18 protein-coding genes are annotated in these 15629 nt (G+C 53.0%); 11 read left to right on the forward strand and 7 right to left on the reverse strand.

Annotated elements, in window-relative coordinates:
• Nucleotides 1-15: 15 nt before the first annotated feature.
• From dnaQ to J4G78_RS10825, 7 genes are all read left to right on the forward strand, one after another.
• Nucleotides 16-714 (forward strand): DNA polymerase III subunit epsilon, encoded by a 699-nt coding sequence (dnaQ, locus tag J4G78_RS10795; protein ID WP_207986579.1) that lies wholly within the window; start codon nucleotides 16-18, stop codon nucleotides 712-714.
• Nucleotides 715-777: 63 nt separating this feature from the next.
• Nucleotides 778-1350 (forward strand): ribosome hibernation-promoting factor, HPF/YfiA family, encoded by a 573-nt coding sequence (hpf, locus tag J4G78_RS10800; protein WP_207986580.1) that lies wholly within the window; start codon nucleotides 778-780, stop codon nucleotides 1348-1350.
• A gap of 154 nt (nucleotides 1351-1504) precedes the next feature.
• Nucleotides 1505-1972: a PTS sugar transporter subunit IIA gene (locus J4G78_RS10805; protein WP_207986581.1), complete on the forward strand. Its 468-nt coding sequence runs from the start codon at nucleotides 1505-1507 to the stop codon at nucleotides 1970-1972.
• 2 nt (nucleotides 1973-1974) lie between these two features.
• Nucleotides 1975-2454 carry a PaaI family thioesterase gene (locus J4G78_RS10810; protein WP_207986582.1) on the forward strand — a complete coding sequence of 160 codons (480 nt, stop codon included), beginning with the start codon at nucleotides 1975-1977 and terminating at the stop codon, nucleotides 2452-2454.
• Nucleotides 2451-2786, forward strand: coding sequence for a DUF1491 family protein (locus tag J4G78_RS10815; protein WP_207986583.1), 336 nt, complete (start codon nucleotides 2451-2453; stop codon nucleotides 2784-2786). Before J4G78_RS10810 ends, J4G78_RS10815 begins: the two co-directional genes overlap by 4 nt.
• Nucleotides 2787-2978: 192 nt before the next feature.
• Nucleotides 2979-3689, forward strand: a complete 711-nt coding sequence (locus tag J4G78_RS10820) for a cell wall hydrolase (protein ID WP_207986584.1) — start codon at nucleotides 2979-2981, stop codon at nucleotides 3687-3689.
• A 251-nt stretch (nucleotides 3690-3940) separates the two neighbouring features.
• A complete protein-coding gene (locus J4G78_RS10825) occupies nucleotides 3941-4552 on the forward strand; it encodes an MmcB family DNA repair protein (RefSeq protein WP_310737201.1) in 612 nt (203 codons plus the stop codon).
• Nucleotides 4553-4572: 20 nt separating this feature from the next.
• On the opposite strand, the gene J4G78_RS10830 is transcribed toward J4G78_RS10825, so the two are convergent.
• Complete coding sequence (locus J4G78_RS10830; RefSeq protein ID WP_375140334.1) at nucleotides 4573-5247, reverse strand: ankyrin repeat domain-containing protein; 675 nt, start codon at nucleotides 5245-5247, stop codon at nucleotides 4573-4575.
• Between the two features lie 99 nt (nucleotides 5248-5346).
• Between J4G78_RS10830 and J4G78_RS10835 the strand changes: the two genes are divergently transcribed.
• The 3 genes from J4G78_RS10835 to J4G78_RS10845 are packed head-to-tail and all read left to right on the forward strand — an operon-like array spanning nucleotide 5347 to nucleotide 7119.
• Nucleotides 5347-5949, forward strand: a complete 603-nt coding sequence (locus tag J4G78_RS10835; RefSeq protein ID WP_243457320.1) for an SCO family protein — start codon at nucleotides 5347-5349, stop codon at nucleotides 5947-5949.
• A complete protein-coding gene (locus J4G78_RS10840) occupies nucleotides 5946-6383 on the forward strand; it encodes a YcgN family cysteine cluster protein (RefSeq protein WP_375140367.1) in 438 nt (145 codons plus the stop codon). The genes J4G78_RS10835 and J4G78_RS10840 overlap by 4 nt, the downstream gene beginning before the upstream one ends.
• Complete coding sequence (locus tag J4G78_RS10845) at nucleotides 6370-7119, forward strand: M48 family metallopeptidase (protein ID WP_207986587.1); 750 nt, start codon at nucleotides 6370-6372, stop codon at nucleotides 7117-7119. The genes J4G78_RS10840 and J4G78_RS10845 overlap by 14 nt, the downstream gene beginning before the upstream one ends.
• Before the next feature lie 24 nt (nucleotides 7120-7143).
• Here J4G78_RS10845 and J4G78_RS10850 read toward each other — a convergent pair whose 3' ends face one another.
• Complete coding sequence (locus tag J4G78_RS10850; protein ID WP_207986588.1) at nucleotides 7144-9264, reverse strand: transglycosylase domain-containing protein; 2121 nt, start codon at nucleotides 9262-9264, stop codon at nucleotides 7144-7146.
• A gap of 111 nt (nucleotides 9265-9375) precedes the next feature.
• Nucleotides 9376-9774 (reverse strand): peptide-methionine (R)-S-oxide reductase MsrB, encoded by a 399-nt coding sequence (msrB, locus tag J4G78_RS10855; RefSeq protein WP_207986589.1) that lies wholly within the window; start codon nucleotides 9772-9774, stop codon nucleotides 9376-9378.
• Between the two features lie 316 nt (nucleotides 9775-10090).
• Between msrB and J4G78_RS10860 the strand changes: the two genes are divergently transcribed.
• Complete coding sequence (locus J4G78_RS10860; protein WP_207986590.1) at nucleotides 10091-10633, forward strand: DUF4402 domain-containing protein; 543 nt, start codon at nucleotides 10091-10093, stop codon at nucleotides 10631-10633.
• An 18-nt stretch (nucleotides 10634-10651) separates the two neighbouring features.
• Here J4G78_RS10860 and holA read toward each other — a convergent pair whose 3' ends face one another.
• Genes holA through J4G78_RS10880 form a run of 4 tightly spaced genes read right to left on the reverse strand, consistent with a single transcriptional unit; the run spans nucleotide 10652 to nucleotide 15285 of the window.
• A complete protein-coding gene (gene holA / locus J4G78_RS10865; protein WP_207986591.1) occupies nucleotides 10652-11698 on the reverse strand; it encodes a DNA polymerase III subunit delta in 1047 nt (348 codons plus the stop codon).
• 37 nt (nucleotides 11699-11735) lie between these two features.
• Nucleotides 11736-12251, reverse strand: a complete 516-nt coding sequence (gene lptE / locus J4G78_RS10870; RefSeq protein WP_207986592.1) for an LPS assembly lipoprotein LptE — start codon at nucleotides 12249-12251, stop codon at nucleotides 11736-11738.
• On the reverse strand, nucleotides 12248-14803 hold the full coding sequence (leuS, locus tag J4G78_RS10875; protein ID WP_207986593.1) for a leucine--tRNA ligase: 2556 nt from the start codon (nucleotides 14801-14803) through the stop codon (nucleotides 12248-12250). Before leuS ends, lptE begins: the two co-directional genes overlap by 4 nt.
• Nucleotides 14804-14850: 47 nt before the next feature.
• A complete protein-coding gene (locus J4G78_RS10880) occupies nucleotides 14851-15285 on the reverse strand; it encodes a DUF3576 domain-containing protein (RefSeq protein ID WP_243457321.1) in 435 nt (144 codons plus the stop codon).
• Nucleotides 15286-15629 lie beyond the last annotated feature (344 nt).

Raw genomic sequence — 15629 nt, forward strand, 5'->3', positions numbered from 1 at the left:
TCCGATATTATATTTATGCGAGAGATAATTTTCGACACTGAAACCACCGGATTTGACCCTCAAAGCGGCGACCGGATGGTTGAGATCGGCTGTATTGAAATGATCGACCGAGTCGAAACCGGCAACAGTTTCCATTGCTATTATAATCCGCAGCGTCCCATGCCGAAAGCGGCAGAGGAAGTGCATGGGCTTTCCGATATTTTTCTGTCTGACAAAAAACTATTTTCCGCTGGCGCAGACGAATTGTTGGAATTTCTCGGCGAGGCCAATCTGGTCGCGCACAATGCACAATTTGATTTTAACTTCCTCAATGCCGAACTGGTTTTGTGCGGCAAAAATCCGATTTCGCAATTTCGTATGGTCGATACACTAGCCATTGCCAAAGTGAAGCATCCCGGCGCCAAATTGTCCCTTGACGCGCTATGTAGCCGCTATGGTATTGACCGTAGCCACCGCGTCAAACACGGGGCTCTGCTTGATGCAGAATTGCTAACCCAACTTTATATAGAATTGACCGGCGGCCGTCAGATCGGCCTGAGTCTAGCGGACGATAAAGTAGATTCTGGATCCGATAAGCGGCAACCGTCACGAAAAGAAGCGGCGCTGCGCCGCCAATTTATTGCACCGCGGCCACATAGCGCCAGCGCGGAAGAGCTGGCGCATCACGCCGCTTTCATGGAAGGGATAGAAGACCCGCTTTGGGCCAAAACTTGACGGTTTAAATATCTTTTCCTGCCGAATAATAATAAGATTGCGCAACCATAATGGAGAAAAAATATGGAAATTCGTGTTTCAGGACATCAGGTGGACACCGGCGACGCTCTCCAAAGCCATGTTGACGATCGAATGAATGCGATAGCTGCAAAATATTTTCCCAAGGCCCTTTCCAGCCATGCGACTTTTGGCAAAGCGCCCCATAATCATTTTCAATGCGATATTGTTTCCCACATTATGACCGGCCTGATGCTGAAATCAGAGGCGCGGGCTGGCGATGCCCATCAGGCGTTTGAGCAGGCGGCAGACAAGATTGAAAAGCAACTGCGCCGCTACATGCGCCGCCTCAACGACCATCATGTGCAAGCGCAATATGCCGCCAAACAGGAAGAGGCAGCTTACCGCGTGTTCGACGTTGGGGATGAAGAGGTTGAGGCGGAATCCAATTCCGAAGCACCGGCTATCATTGCTGAAACGAGCACGGATATTCCAGAGGCAAGCGTTTCCGACGCCGTGATGATGATGGATTTGCGTAATACCAGCGCGCTATTGTTCAAAAATGCTGGAACTGGATCGCATAATATGGTTTATCGCCGAACAGACGGCACTATTGGCTGGGTCGAACCGCAGAAATAGCGCCACGTTTCGCCTTTAAATCTCCCAAATAGCCAAATTCTTGGCGTATTTTTGGCGGAACATATTTTTGATTAGCTGCATCTCGTGAAGGCAATTTGCCCGCCATGATGTTCCGCGTAGTAACAGTTCGGGCCTTTCGGCCCATGAGGATAGAATGAAATATTTGTCAGTTCATATCGATGCCGCCGCTATATTGGCGAGTTCTACCGCCATGTCCAAACAAGAGATTTTCACAACCCTGGCCGAAAAAGCAGCAGGTAGCTACGACCTTGATGCTCAGATGGTGCTTGATCGGTTAAATGATCGAGAGTCTCTGGGCTCCACCGGATTTGGTGGTTCGGTCGCCATACCCCACGCCCGGATCAAGCAGCTCGATCATAGTGTTGGGCTCTTCATTCGTCTTGCGCATCCTGTCGCTTTTGATGCCCATGATGGCCAGGACGTTGATCTGGTCTTTGGACTATTATCGCCGGAACAAGGCAGTGCCGATCATCTCAAGGCTCTTGCCGAGATATCCCGCTTCTTACGCAATGAGTCTGTCGTTTCGAAGCTGCGCGGCGCCAATTCAGAAGATGCGCTCTATGTCTTGCTAACTGGACAACAGGACCAGCAAGCAGCTTGAGCATGGCTTCGGAGACTGATCCAGAGCAGGCACCAGACGGATCGCACGAACATTTTCGTGCCCTGGAGCGGCTCTACAAAGAAGCGCCCATCAACGCATTGTTTGAATCGGATCTTGAGATCACCGATCGCGGTTTTGCACGCATCACCTTTGCGGTTGATGAGCGGCACTATCACGCAGCGGGTGCTGTGCATGGCACGAGTTATTTTAAAATGCTTGACGATGCGGCCTTTTATGCCGCCAACAGCTTGGTTTCTGACCGATTTCTGCTGACTACGGCCTTCAATGTGCTGTTCACCCGTCCGCTAAAGTCGAGCACCGTGACGGCCGAGGGGCGCTGGGTGAGCGGAAAAAGACGGGTTTTCGTCGCGGATTCGCGGCTTATTGACGAAGAGGGCGAAGAAATTGCCCGCGGGACTGGAACATTTATGCGTTCTCACATTCCGCTCGCTTCTCTTCCTGGTTACAAGCGGGATATATGATCGAACCGCGGCTGTCTGCGGAGATGATTGTGCAGTCTTTGATCCGGAAAGTGAATCAGGAAGGCGGCTTTGGGGCGGTGATTCGAAAGGGCGACCGGATTTCTGGCGCGATCCTGATAATATGCATCGAAAAGGGTAAAGATCCGCGCCTTCTGGAGAAAATGCCGAGTCTCGACGGTCCAGCAATTTGGCAAGTGATTTGGCCGCAAGACATTGAAAAAGAACAAGTTTTGGATGATTATTTAGAACGCAGAACTGGTTTTGATCCCGATTTATGGTTAATTGAACTGGACATCCCGGATGCGGAACGACTCATCGCTCAAATGACCTGATTTGATTGACTTTGTTGCACTGCACCCTATTTCGCGACCAACTTTGAAGCGAAGGTTGTTCCAAGGGATTGTCCAACTGGACATGGAATAAACACGCAGACGGAGGGAACAGGGATAAGCTGTTGGTTGGTTTTTACGCTTATTTATGCTGGTTTGGCTAGCACTGGACTCGCCGCATAAAATAACAGGTTTATGAGTAAAATTTTTAAAACTGCGAGCGTGGTTTCGCTTGCATTCTCTGCGGTCGCCGCTCTCGCAGTAACCGATGCATCATTCGCATTAGAAGCGAATGATGATACACCCGAGATGGAAATCGTAATCGATCCGGACATGCTGGATTCCGATGAGAATACACCCGGTTTCGAAACGGTAATTTTTGGCGAACAGCAGGAAGTTGTTTCCGAAATCCCGCAGGATGTCATTGACGCTGATCGTGAAGCTAACGAAGAGCGGGCTGCAGTCGAGACGGTTGATTTCACGAATGATGGCGCCAGTTCGCTGCGTCAGCTCGTAAAACAGCAATCTGTAGACGGCGCGCTGAGCGAAGAAATGCAGTGCCTCGCTGGAACCGTGTACTTTGAATCCAAAGGTGAAACGCTCGCCGGCCAGCTTGCCGTAGCACGTGTGGTCATGGCGCGGGCCGCATCTTCACGCTTTCCGGATAGTCTTTGTGGCGTTGTTTATCAGCGCAAGCAATTTTCTTTCATCCGAGGCGGTAAAATGCCGCGGATTAACAAAGGCCACCGGCATTGGCGCAATGCTGTAGCGATTGCCAAAATCGCGATGAATGACGGCTGGAAGAGCCCTGTTGAAGGCGCTTTGTTTTTCCATGCGCGCTACGTATCGCCTGGTTGGCGGCTGAAGCGCATGGCAACGATTGATAATCATATATTCTATCGGTGATTTGGTCATCAAAGAGATTTCATAAAGGCTCCCAATTGGGGGCCTTTATTTTTGGTGGTGAATGACGGACTAAATCGAACAAGCGCTTTTTTGAACTGGGGCTACAGACAGCGCCTCTTCAGCATGGCCGAAAATGTTCAGTTCCAGCCAGCGATGGACTGTGATTTGTGTGAACTTTGGAAGAAACTAAAGTGTTTCCAAGGCAACATCGCCAATATCGACCTTGAAAAGCTGCCAGGCATCAAGCGACAATGGGTTTGATACTGTCCGAAAAAGATAAGCGCCTTTCTTTTGTTCTTTTTATGTTCTACTCTTCCTTCATGATGATGGAACCTAATGATTCGCCTTCCCCCGCTGCTGCTTTGGCCCCTAATCCCGGACAGATGACGGAGAAGACCGATGTTTTAAGCGGGGCAGCTGCCGTTGCTCGCGGCGTCGCCAGGCTTTTTTCCAGGCACGATATCATGGTGTTATCCGAGGTCAGTTTACCGAACAGAAGGCGCGCAGACTTGATGGGCGTCGATGCCAAAGGCCAGATTGTGATCGTGGAGATAAAAGTCGCGCGAGCGGATTTGTTGGGTGACGATAAATGGACTGAATATCTCGATTTTTGTGACCGGTTCTATTGGGCTGTCCCTGGTGAACTGGATGCCTCACCGCTGGAGCGTCCCGATTTCCTGCCGGAAAGGGCGGGTTTGATTATCGCAGATGCCTATGACGCAGAAATGGTCCGGTCAGCTGCTACCAATGCATTATCGCCAGCACGCAGAAAGGCCGAAACGATGAGGCTGGCGCGGCGATCAATGCAGCGGCTTTCTGCGGTTAACGGCTGGATCGATCCGCAAGCACGGGAATTTTATTGAATGGAAAGTTGGTTAGCAGCCTAACCCTCTGGTCCGAAAAACCGTCCTTCGCTCTCCGGTTTTTTCTCCGCATCCGCTTTTTCAATCTCGTTTAATATAGAGGCAGCACGACGATCACGTGTGGCGTAGTCACGGGCAGAAAGTCCGGCCAAGGTGTCAGGGCGATCCGGGTCAGCGCCGTTCTTCAGCAACAGCCGCGTCATTTCTGAATCTCGTAGCTGCACCGCGCGGATCAAAGCCGTTTCGCCTTGATTGTTGGTCTGATTGACATCGGCATTTTTGGCCAGAAGGATTTTTGCGCCTTCAACGAAACGCAATTGCGTGGCCAGCATTAGCGGGGTTGTTCCCTGCTTGTCCCGGAGATTAGGGTTAGCGCCCTTTTGCAACAAAAAGCCTGCCCAAGTAGCATCACGGCGTGCCATTACGATGTGTAGTGCCGTCTCGCCAGTGGATACATCCCTGGTGTTGACAATCACGGTTCCCGGTTGGTTCAAAAATTTCGTGGCCTCGGTTCCATCACGGTCTTTAACCGCTTTCAGGAAATTATAGCTGCTGGAAAATTGTGCAGTGGCCGCGTGAGGAATAGCCAAGGAGCACATGACCATGAGACCAACAAAAAAGTTCTTGATACTGCTCTTTTCCACGTTGGCATCTTTTGCCGGTGATATTTTACTGTTGCCCCAAAACATAAACATTGCCCTATCCAGATTTGACGCTCGAATTGTCTTCCGGCAATAGATTGCGTCAATTATTGGTTGAATATTATTCCGTAGCAGACCATGTCTGGCCGCATGATGAACAAATTTCTATCCGTTTTCTCAGCCTTTCTTCTAGTGTCGCTGGCGACGGGCTGCAACCCGGCTTCTTCGGAAAATGCTAAAACAGAAGCGCCGCTGGCTGGCGCCAAAATTGGCGGAAGCTTTACGCTGACCAATCAGGATGGCGGGCTAACGTCCGATGACGATTTTAAGGGCCAGTATCGCATCATATATTTCGGTTATAGCTATTGTCCCGATGTTTGTCCGGTTGATCTTGCCAACCTGATGAATGGTCTCACATTGGCCGAAAAGGCGGATCCGGCGCTCGCGGATAAGGTGCAGCCGATTTTTATCACCATCGATCCCGAACGCGACGGCCCTGAACAACTCAAGCAATATGTAGATAATTTCCATCCGCGCCTAATCGGACTGACAGGCAGCGTTGACGCTATTGCAGCCGTCGCCAAGAAATATCTGATCATTTATAATAAACGCGAAAGCCCGGGCTTTAGCGAATATCTCGTCGACCATAGTCGGCAAGGCTATCTTTTTGGACCGGAAGGTGAACCAATTGCACTTCTTCCTTTTGACGGAACGCCGCAACAAATTGCCGATGAAATCAAGCGGTGGATGAAATAGATAGCAAGGCTCCTTTTTGGGAACAGCCGCTCGACAAGCTGGATCGCGCGCAATGGGAGGCTTTGTGCGATGGATGCGGAAAATGTTGTTTGCTGAAAGCGGAAGATGAGGATGATGGTCAAATTTATATGACCAATATTGCTTGCAAGATGCTGGATATGCAGAGCGCGCAGTGCAGTGATTATCGCCGCCGCCGTTTTTATGTACCAGATTGTGTCCGATTGACGCGCAGCAAGCTTGATACATTTTCCTGGTTGCCTGACAGTTGTGCGTATAAGCGGCGTGCGCGGGACCTCCCCCTCCCTGAATGGCATTATCTGATTTCCGGTGACCGCGAGACCATTCACGAGACGGGAAATTCTATTCGCGGAAAGGTTATTACGGAGGTGGAAGCTGGGCCGATTGAACAGCATATTCTCGATGAACCGCTCTAGCCCCCGTTCTGTCTCGACAGATCAGGATGAACTGGAAATCGAATTGGCCGGGCGATTTTATCCCCTGCGCATTCGCAAATTGCGGCAATCCCGTTCGATCGCGGTCTCAGCTGATATCGTCAAAGGCGAAGTCCGTCTTACGATGCCCCGCTATGCCAGTACTGCTCAAGCTTTGCGTTTTGCTCAGTCAAAATCCAATTGGCTTGCAGGGCGCTTTGCTGATGCTCCGCCTCCGGTTCCGATTATTAACGGTACCGAACTGGCCTTTACGGGCGAAAGCCACTTTGTTCGTTGGTCCAGTAATTTCAGCCGAAAGCCATTGAAAATAGACGATGAAATAAGAGTTGGCGGTCCAGAAGAACGCATTGAAGGGCGTGTCATCGATTGGATGAAAGATCAGGCGCGATCCATTTATGCCGATGATCTCAGCTATTATTGCGATAAGGCTGCGACTGAATTGCCAGCGCTTTCCATTGGCGATGCGCGGCGGCGTTGGGGAAGTTGTTCCGGGCGCAAGGCTATACGGCTAAGCTGGCGGTTGGTCATGGCCCCGCCCATGGTGCGCCGTTCGGTCGTTGCACATGAAGTCGCCCATTTGCGTCATATGAATCATAGTCCGGCATTCTACACGTTGCTTGATACGATATTTGAGGGCGAACGACGCGCTGCTGACCGTTGGCTTAAGCAGCACGGATCTGCTCTCCATTTAATCGGCGCGCCGACTCACAATATATAAACTGTCAACCGCGGGGGCGTTGATTCATTCTTCCGTAGGTTTTGGCAGAATAGAGACCGGCGCATCCGGTCTTGCGGGCGGTCGAGGGTCATCTTTTGGTGGTCTATTTTCGCTTTGCTGAGGCTGTCTAGGTTCATCCGGTTCGCCCCGGCCCAAAACCGAATCTATCCATCCTTGATCCAGTTGCGGTGGATCATCTTCGGCCTGACCGCCCTCTAAATCATATTCGAAACCTTGGCCTGATTCTATCGGCATGCCGTTTTCGTCGACATAGATTCCATCCTCGGGTGCGCCGTATAATTCTTCTTCATCGGGCTCTAACTGCCAGTCAGGCAATACTAGTTCTGTGTCGAATTTTTCAACTTTCCGCTTGGCAACAGCAACTTTCATGAAAGAGGCGAATGCAGAGGCTGGCGCGCGGCCACCCTGCAACCCGCGGACCGCTTTGGCGTCATCCCGGCCCATCCAGACACCTGTGGTCAAACCGCTTGAAAAACCCAGAAACCAGCCATCTTTATTGCTGCTGGTCGTTCCCGTCTTGCCTGCCACTGGTCGTCCTATCTGAGCCGCTCTGCCAGTACCGGCGTTGACCGCTGTCTGCATGAGATCTGTAATTCCAGCAGAAACCCAAGGGTCCACGAGCACGCGGCTGCCGTCAAATTTGCTTTGATACAGAACATCGCCTTTCATCGTACTGACTTTGGTAATCGCATAAGGCGTGATTGCTATGCCCTTTGCGTTAATCGACGCAAAGGCTTTGGTCATTTCCAGCAGCCGAACGTCGGAAGTGCCGAGCACCATCGACGGGTTTGTGTCAATCGGCGTACTGATGCCGAACCGCCGCGCCATATTCGCAATTGTCGATGTACCGATATCATTGCCGATAGCCGCAGCGACCGTGTTCTTGGAGTAAGCGAAAGCGCTGCGCATCGAGATATCGCCAGAATAATTTCCACCACTATTGCGGGGCTGCCAATTGCCGATCTTGATTGGTTGGTCCGTAACAATGTCATTGGGCGTATATCCCGCCTCCAAAGCAGCCATATAGACAAATACTTTCCAGGCCGAACCCGGTTGGCGTACGGCCTGGGTTGCGCGGTTATAGTTGGACGTGACATAGTCGGTGCCGCCAACCAGCGCGCGCACAGCACCGTCACGGTCGATTGCCACCAATGCGCCTTGTGCACCAGCAGGAACGCCGGTTTGGATAGCGTTGGTGGCAGCCCGCTGCATGCCAAGATCCAATGTGGTCCACACTTCAATCGGCTCGACGGTTTCATCGATCAGCAAATCCAGCTGTGGCAACGCCCAGTCTGTAAAATAGCGAACACTATTCTGCCGCGGTTCGGGTGCCATTTCGACGGCGGTTGGCTCTGTCTCCGCTGCCTGGGCCGCGGTTATCGCCCCCGCATCCTGCATAACCCGCAATACGACCGTTGCGCGGTCGATTGCCGCCTGTGCATCGGCGGTTGGGGAATAGCGTGATGGTGCCTTGACCAAGCCAGCAATAATTGCCGCTTCGGCAAGGCTCAATTCGCTTGCACTATGGGCGAAAAACCGGCGAGAGGCCGCATCAATCCCATAAGCGCCGCCGCCATAATAGACTTTGTTCAGGTAGAGTTCCAAAATTTGTTCTTTGGAAAATTTTCGTTCCATGGCCAGTGCCAGCAAAATTTCGCGGCCTTTACGGCCAAAAGTGCGGCTATTGTTGAGGAAGATGTTGCGCGCCAGTTGCTGGGTAATAGTTGAGCCGCCTTGCGCCCAATGGCCGCGTTCAAGACGGACCTTCAGCGACCGTGCAATACCGATTGGATCGACACCCAGATGGCTTTCATAGCGCCGGTCTTCCACCGCGACCATAGCGTCGATCATGACCTGCGGAATTTCTTTATATTCCAGCCATTGTCCATAGCTGGGGCCCATAGAGAAAAGTTCACGACCACTTACATCAAGCACGCGGATCATTTGTCCGTTGGGAGACGATTTTAGATCTTCATATCCCGGTAGAGAGGACCGGATAACGGTAACCGCGACAGCAAGCGCGATAAATCCCAGCAAGCCGGCGACGAAGCTGACTTTGACTATCCGAACCAGCCATTTGCGAACCGGTCCTGTTTGTGTGCTGCGTTTTTTGCCCCGCGCCATATTATCCCATTCACTATACGCTTACTCTGTGCGCTTGTAGCGTGTTATCGTCTTACTGCATGCTGAACGATGGTGGACAGCAAAAGCTAGATTAAGTTTGCGAAACGCCAATCAGGTCTCTTTTGGTTCGAATTCCAGCGCCGCGCTGTTCATGCAATAACGCAGGCCATTTGCTGCTGGACCATCCGGGAAAACATGGCCTAGATGCCCGTCGCAAACGGTACAGCGGACTTCAATACGGCGCATGCCATGGCTCAAATCCTCAATTTCGGTCACCGCTTCGGCTTCGGTGGGCTCAGTAAAACTCGGCCACCCACACCCGCTATCGAATTTTTTTGCTGCATCAAATAATTTGGTGCCGCATCCTGCGCAAAAAAACTCGCCATCGCGTTTTTCTGCGTTGAGCTCGCCGGTAAAAGCACGTTCTGTACCCGCTTCGCGCAGCACATGATATTGCTCGGGAGAGAGTTTTTCGCGCCATTCCTCGGCGCTTAAGGTGATTTTTTCCATGATGTTGAAATGGGGCGGAAAGGGGTGGGCGTCAAGCGGTTCAGGGTTAAGTTTACAAAGTGGACAGGGTTCTTTCCTGTGGGCCGCGTGATTTCAGCTTACTGCCTTCGCGGCAGAAAATTTTGATGTCCGGTTCAAAGTTCACACAAATCACAGTCCATCACATCCTGCGAGCTTGACGTCTTCGGCCAAATTGCCGACCCATAAATTATCATGAAATAATCCTTGTAGGAAAGCTCTAACCTGCCGATTCTGACCTTGATCATTAAAAATTAACCATTTTTTGAGGCCTTTGCGGCAAAATGAAGCTGTGGTGATGATTTATGCGAAAATCGGACTGGTTCTTCCGGCCTTACTGCTGGCCTGGATAGCGGCTCAGCCTTACGAGGCGGCGGCACAATGCCGTCTGTGTGCCGCAGCGCCAGATCGTGTACCTTCCAAAGCCTCTTCTGGCGAGACCGAGACTCCGCTTAATATCGAAATCACCACCAATCTCGACTTTTCTCGGCTCGCTTTGCTTAATCGGGCTGGCGGCGAAGTCGAGCTTGATCCGGAGTCAGGCCAGCGCCGGTTTAGCGGCGGCATTACCGATCTTGGCGGACTATCACTGCACGGCGAAGGCCGTTTGACTGGTGAGCCGGGACGACTCGTCCGTGTACAATTGCCGGAAAGGATCACGCTAAATGCTCCGAACGGTTCGACGGCTGACTTGGTTAAACTCGATACCGATCTGCCGGCACAGGCGCGGTTAGACCGGGATGGACGGCTCACCTTTTCTTTTGGTGGCAGGCTGCGCGTGACCGGTAGCGCGAGCGGCCAGTTTCGTGGCCGGATTGCCATCACCGCCAATTATGAGTGAGATAACACGGCGCAGGGCCTAACGAAGCCCGGCACTTTTTCTGGCTTGTGCTGCCTTGCGGGCAATGGTCAGCAACTCTTGCTCTACCAACACATGTTCTGGCTGACCGCTGCTCTTTAAAGCAATTTCCAGCGCCAATATTCGTTCAATCAATCGCGCAATATGGTTGGAAGACCAGATGTTAAGCTGCCGCGCATAATTGTCGCGGTCTTTCCAGAACACGCTGGGGTGATTGACCAATTTTCCGATATTGGATCCCTGATCCGCTTTACTGCGCAGTTCCGCAAGTTTGGTCAGGTGCCGCAGCATCAAGCGGATCAAACCAACTTCGCTAAAGCCAGTGGTGCTAACAGCCGCCAATTCAAAGGTGAGCTTTTTGGTGTCACCGCCAATGGCTGCATTGATGAGCAAGCCAAGGTCTTCTTCGTCATTTTCTGCGCCCAGTAGAGTAAGCAAATCCAGCTCGGCCGCCTGTGGGTTGTCCGGTGCTGCATCCAGGTAGAGCGCGATTTTCTCTACCTCCAGCTTCGCGAGTACCAGATCATTGCTGGTTAGTGCAGCAATAGCAGCCGCCATATCGCGGGACATTTGCACCCCTTCATCGCGCGCCATTCCCGATATCGCGGCGACGGCGTCGCCTTGCGATGTTTCGTAACAAGTTGCGATCAGGGCATCGGGAGCGGCTGCAATTTTTTTGGCCAAGGCGGTTTTGTCGGCCATACCCGCTGCAACAATGAACACCGGATCGCCTTTGGTGTCGCTTTCCAGCAGATTTTCAATCGCTGCGGCCGCACGCGCGGCTTCGCCGCTGTTCAGACGCACCATGATGAATCTTTTGTCGCCGAACAGGGAAGCCGATGTGGCTTCGTCATTCAGCCGCGCCGCGCTTTCGGTCAGATCGGCTATGGTAAGGTCCACTCGTTCCGCCGATTGTGCGAGCGGTGCGGCTAGTTCGTTGGCCAAAGCCTGACAGCGCGTCGCATTGGGGCCGCACAAGACGGCAAGCCTTGTGGCATCAGGCGCTGCATGAAAGCGGCGCACGATTTCATTGTCTTTGACTTTCACGGCGTTATTCTCCTGCCGCTACCATTAGTTGCTGCTGTCAATTCTCATCGGCGCTGGCCTGTTCGCGAGCAAATAGGGAGAGCCTTTTGACGATCTGGTCTGCGACGCGGGTCGACAGGTTTTCTAGTGCTGTTTCCTCCGCGGCAACGGTTGCATATTCAGAGGATACCACATCAATACCCGCATCAGAGCCGGCCGTGGCGTCCAGGACCACCTTGCTATCGGATAAGCGGACCAGTTGATAACGTGCGCGCAAAGTACGGCGCTCGCGGGTGATGCGGTCGTTGCTGCGCACACCAAAACCGGCAATTTTATCGTCCAGTTCGACAATCAGGCGATATTTGGCTTCGCTGCCTTCGAAAGTAGAAAGCTGGTCATTCAACGCATTGCGCATCAGCCAGCCCGCTTTACCCTGAATGGGTTCCACCGCGACATCGCCCAGCTGCGTTGCCACGACCCCGTTGGAGCCACCGGAGTAGAGCGGCTGTAGACCACAAGATACGAGCATCGCGCTCGCTAACAGCAGCACAGAAATTTGGCGTATCCGCATCATATGACGATATTGACCAGTCGGTCGGGCACCACGATCACCTTCTTTATGTCCGCTCCATCAATGGTACGCTGCACCTTCTCGGAGCCAAGTGCAAGTTCCTCCAGCGCCGATTTGTGGCTGCCCTTCGCCACGACAATGGTGTCGCGCAATTTGCCGCGCACCTGAATCGCGATGGTGACTTCATCTTCGACGAGTTGGCTTTCATCCACCTCTGGCCATGGCGCATTGGCGATCAGGTCGCTTTCCCCGAACAGCGCCCATGCCTCTTCGGCGATATGCGGCACCATTGGTGCAACGATCTGGGCGAGCGATTTTATGGCGTCATGACGATCCTTCGAGGGCGCAGCTTTTTCAATCATATTGACCAGCTCAAAGACCTTCGCGACCGCTTTGTTGAAGGACAAGGCTTCGACATCTTCGGCAACACCGGCAATCGTCTGATGCAATTTGCGTTTCAGTTTCTTGTCTTCGCCGGCGGGTGCTGGCTCATCCGCGATTCCAACAAATAGCCGCCAAAGCCGCTGAACAAAACGCCAGCTGCCTTCGATTCCGGCTTCCGACCAAGGCAGGTCACGTTCCGGCGGGCTGTCGGACAGCATGAAGAAACGCACCGCATCCGCGCCATATTGGTCGATGATCGGATCGGGATCGACGACGTTTTTCTTTGACTTCGACATTTTTTCAATGCGGCCGATTTGAATCGGTGCTCCGCCGGATGATTTGAACACGCCGCCTTCGCGGTGGTCAATTTCGTCCGGGCTGTAATAGACGATTTGATCGGCTCCGGTCTCTGCGTTCTGAACCGTTTCGAAATAGGTTTCGTGCGTCACCATGCCTTGGGTGAACAGGCTTTCAAAGGGCTCGGCAAAATCAAGCTTGCCGATCGACGCCAGCGCGCGAGTCCAAAAACGGGCGTAGAGCAAGTGCAGAATCGCATGTTCAATGCCGCCAATATATTGCGAGACGGGCATCCATTGTTTGACCGTATCGGCGTCAAATGGCTGGTCATCCGGCTGGCTGGCAAAACGCAGGAAATACCAGCTGGAATTGGTAAACGTATCCAGCGTATCGGTTTCCCGCCGCGCCGCTTTGCCGCATTTGGGGCAGTCGACCCGGCTCCACGTTTCATGGCGTTCCAGCGGGTTGCCGGGAGTGTCAAAGCTGACATCCTCGGGCAGCGTGACTGGCAATTGATCTTTCGGAACCGGCACCGCTCCGCAGTCATCGCAGTGGATGATCGGAATCGGTGTGCCCCAATAGCGCTGGCGCGAAACGCCCCAGTCGCGCAACCGCCATGTCGTCTGGGCTTTGCCCCAACCTTCGGATTCGGCCTTGTCGATCACGGTCTGCTGCGCGGTTTCGATATCCATGCCGTCGAGCACGCGGCTGTTCACCAGCTTGCCGGGGCCAGTGTAGGATTCGTCATGGATAGGCGCGTCTTCGTCGCCTCCCGCAGCGACAACGCGAGTCACGGGGAGTGCATATTTGCGGGCAAAATCGAGGTCGCGCTGATCATGCGCCGGCACACCGAAAACAGCGCCGGTACCATAATCCATCAACACGAAATTGGCGACAAACACCGGCAATTCCCAGGACGGATCCATGGGATGGACCGCTTTCAGGCCGGTATCAAAGCCCTTTTTCTCCATCGTTTCGAGTTCAGCTGCTGTCGTGCCGGTTCTCTTGCAGTCCTCGCAAAAGGCCGCAAGCATTTCATCATCTTGCGCCAGTTGCTGGGCCAGCGGGTGATCGGCCGACAGTGCGATAAAGCTCGCCCCGAAAATCGTGTCCGGGCGCGTGGAGAAAACTTCAACCGTTTCAATATCCTGCTGTTTCTCCGCCAGCGCAAAATGAAATTGCAGGCCCTGAGACTTGCCGATCCAGTTTTCCTGCATCGTCCGAACTTTTTCCGGCCAGCCTTTCAGGTCATCAAGACCGCTGAGCAGTTCTTCCGCAAAATCGGTAATCTTTAAAAACCACTGGCTGAGCTTGCGCTTTTCCACCGGCGCGCCGGAACGCCAGCCTTTGCCGTCAATCACCTGTTCATTGGCTAGCACGGTCATATCGACCGGATCCCAGTTTACAGCCGATTCTTTGCGGTAAACCAGACCGCCTTCGAACATATCAATGAACAGGGCCTGTTCCTGCCCGTAATAATCCGGTTCACAGGTGGCGAGTTCCCGGCTCCAGTCGAGTGCAAAACCCAGCCGTTTTATCTGATCGCGCATTCCCGCAATATTGGCGCGAGTCCATTCGCCGGGATGGACCTTCTTTTCTATCGCCGCATTTTCTGCCGGCATGCCAAAGGCGTCCCAGCCCATCGGATGGAGCACTTCAAAGCCTTGCATCCGCCGAAAACGGGCGAGCACATCGCCCATCGTATAGTTGCGGACATGACCCATATGAATGCGGCCAGAGGGATAGGGAAACATTTCCAGCACAAAGCTGCGCGGCTTGGGAGAATTGTCATCGGCCTCGAAGGTGCCGGTTTCGGCCCAACGGGCTTGCCAGCGTTTGTCCGCCGATAAAGGGTTGAAACGCTGATCGGTCATGCTGGTCCTATAAATATGTGGCCCGTTTGAGCGGGCTCGTCATTGGATTAGTTTGTGGTCAGGGCACCACGCCGCAAATCGCGCGCTTTGGTCAAAATAATCTGTTCCAGCTTTTGCGTGGTCGCGGCCTTTACTGGTGCATCGACCCACGTGCCGCCATTGCGAACTTGCCGGGATGCGGCGACGCGTAGGGCATCCGCGCGCAGATCCTGATCGAGGATTGAAATATTCAACTTCATCCGCTCCGAAGGGTTTTGCGGATTCACATACCAGTCGGTCAGAATCACGCCGCCATTGCTGTCAGTCTGGGTCAGCGGCATGAACGACAGGCTATCGAGTGTCGCGCGCCACAAATAGCTGTTCACACCAATGGTGGTGATCTGCGATGCCGCCAGATCAGCTTGCGGCCGGTCTTTACTGGCGCAGGCGGAGAGGCCAGACACCAATATCGCGGCCGAAAGACCGAGTGCCAAAGGACGCATTTTCGCGGCGGATACAGAAAGGCGGGACATGTACAAGCTCCTCATTGGCAATCTGACGCACCTCTTATAGGGCGCCACATGCCGGTAAATCTTATTTCAACGCTCTCTATAATTGCTTTGCCGCAGGGGGCAAGCCAAAGCGCAACATTTTGCTCATGTGGAGCCCTGCGTGAATAGCAGTTGAATAAGCTGGTCGAGTGGAGGCGCGACAGGGTCAGGACGAGCGAGTCGATAATCGTTAGTTCAGCTTTGATATATTAAATTATCGATCAATCGAATGCGAAACCGTAACCGATCTGCAACAGAAACTGTCTAGTTCGAAAAAATCGGACAGAATCAGCAAG

The organism is Parasphingorhabdus cellanae (genome assembly GCF_017498565.1).
GTDB lineage: Bacteria > Pseudomonadota > Alphaproteobacteria > Sphingomonadales > Sphingomonadaceae > Parasphingorhabdus > Parasphingorhabdus cellanae.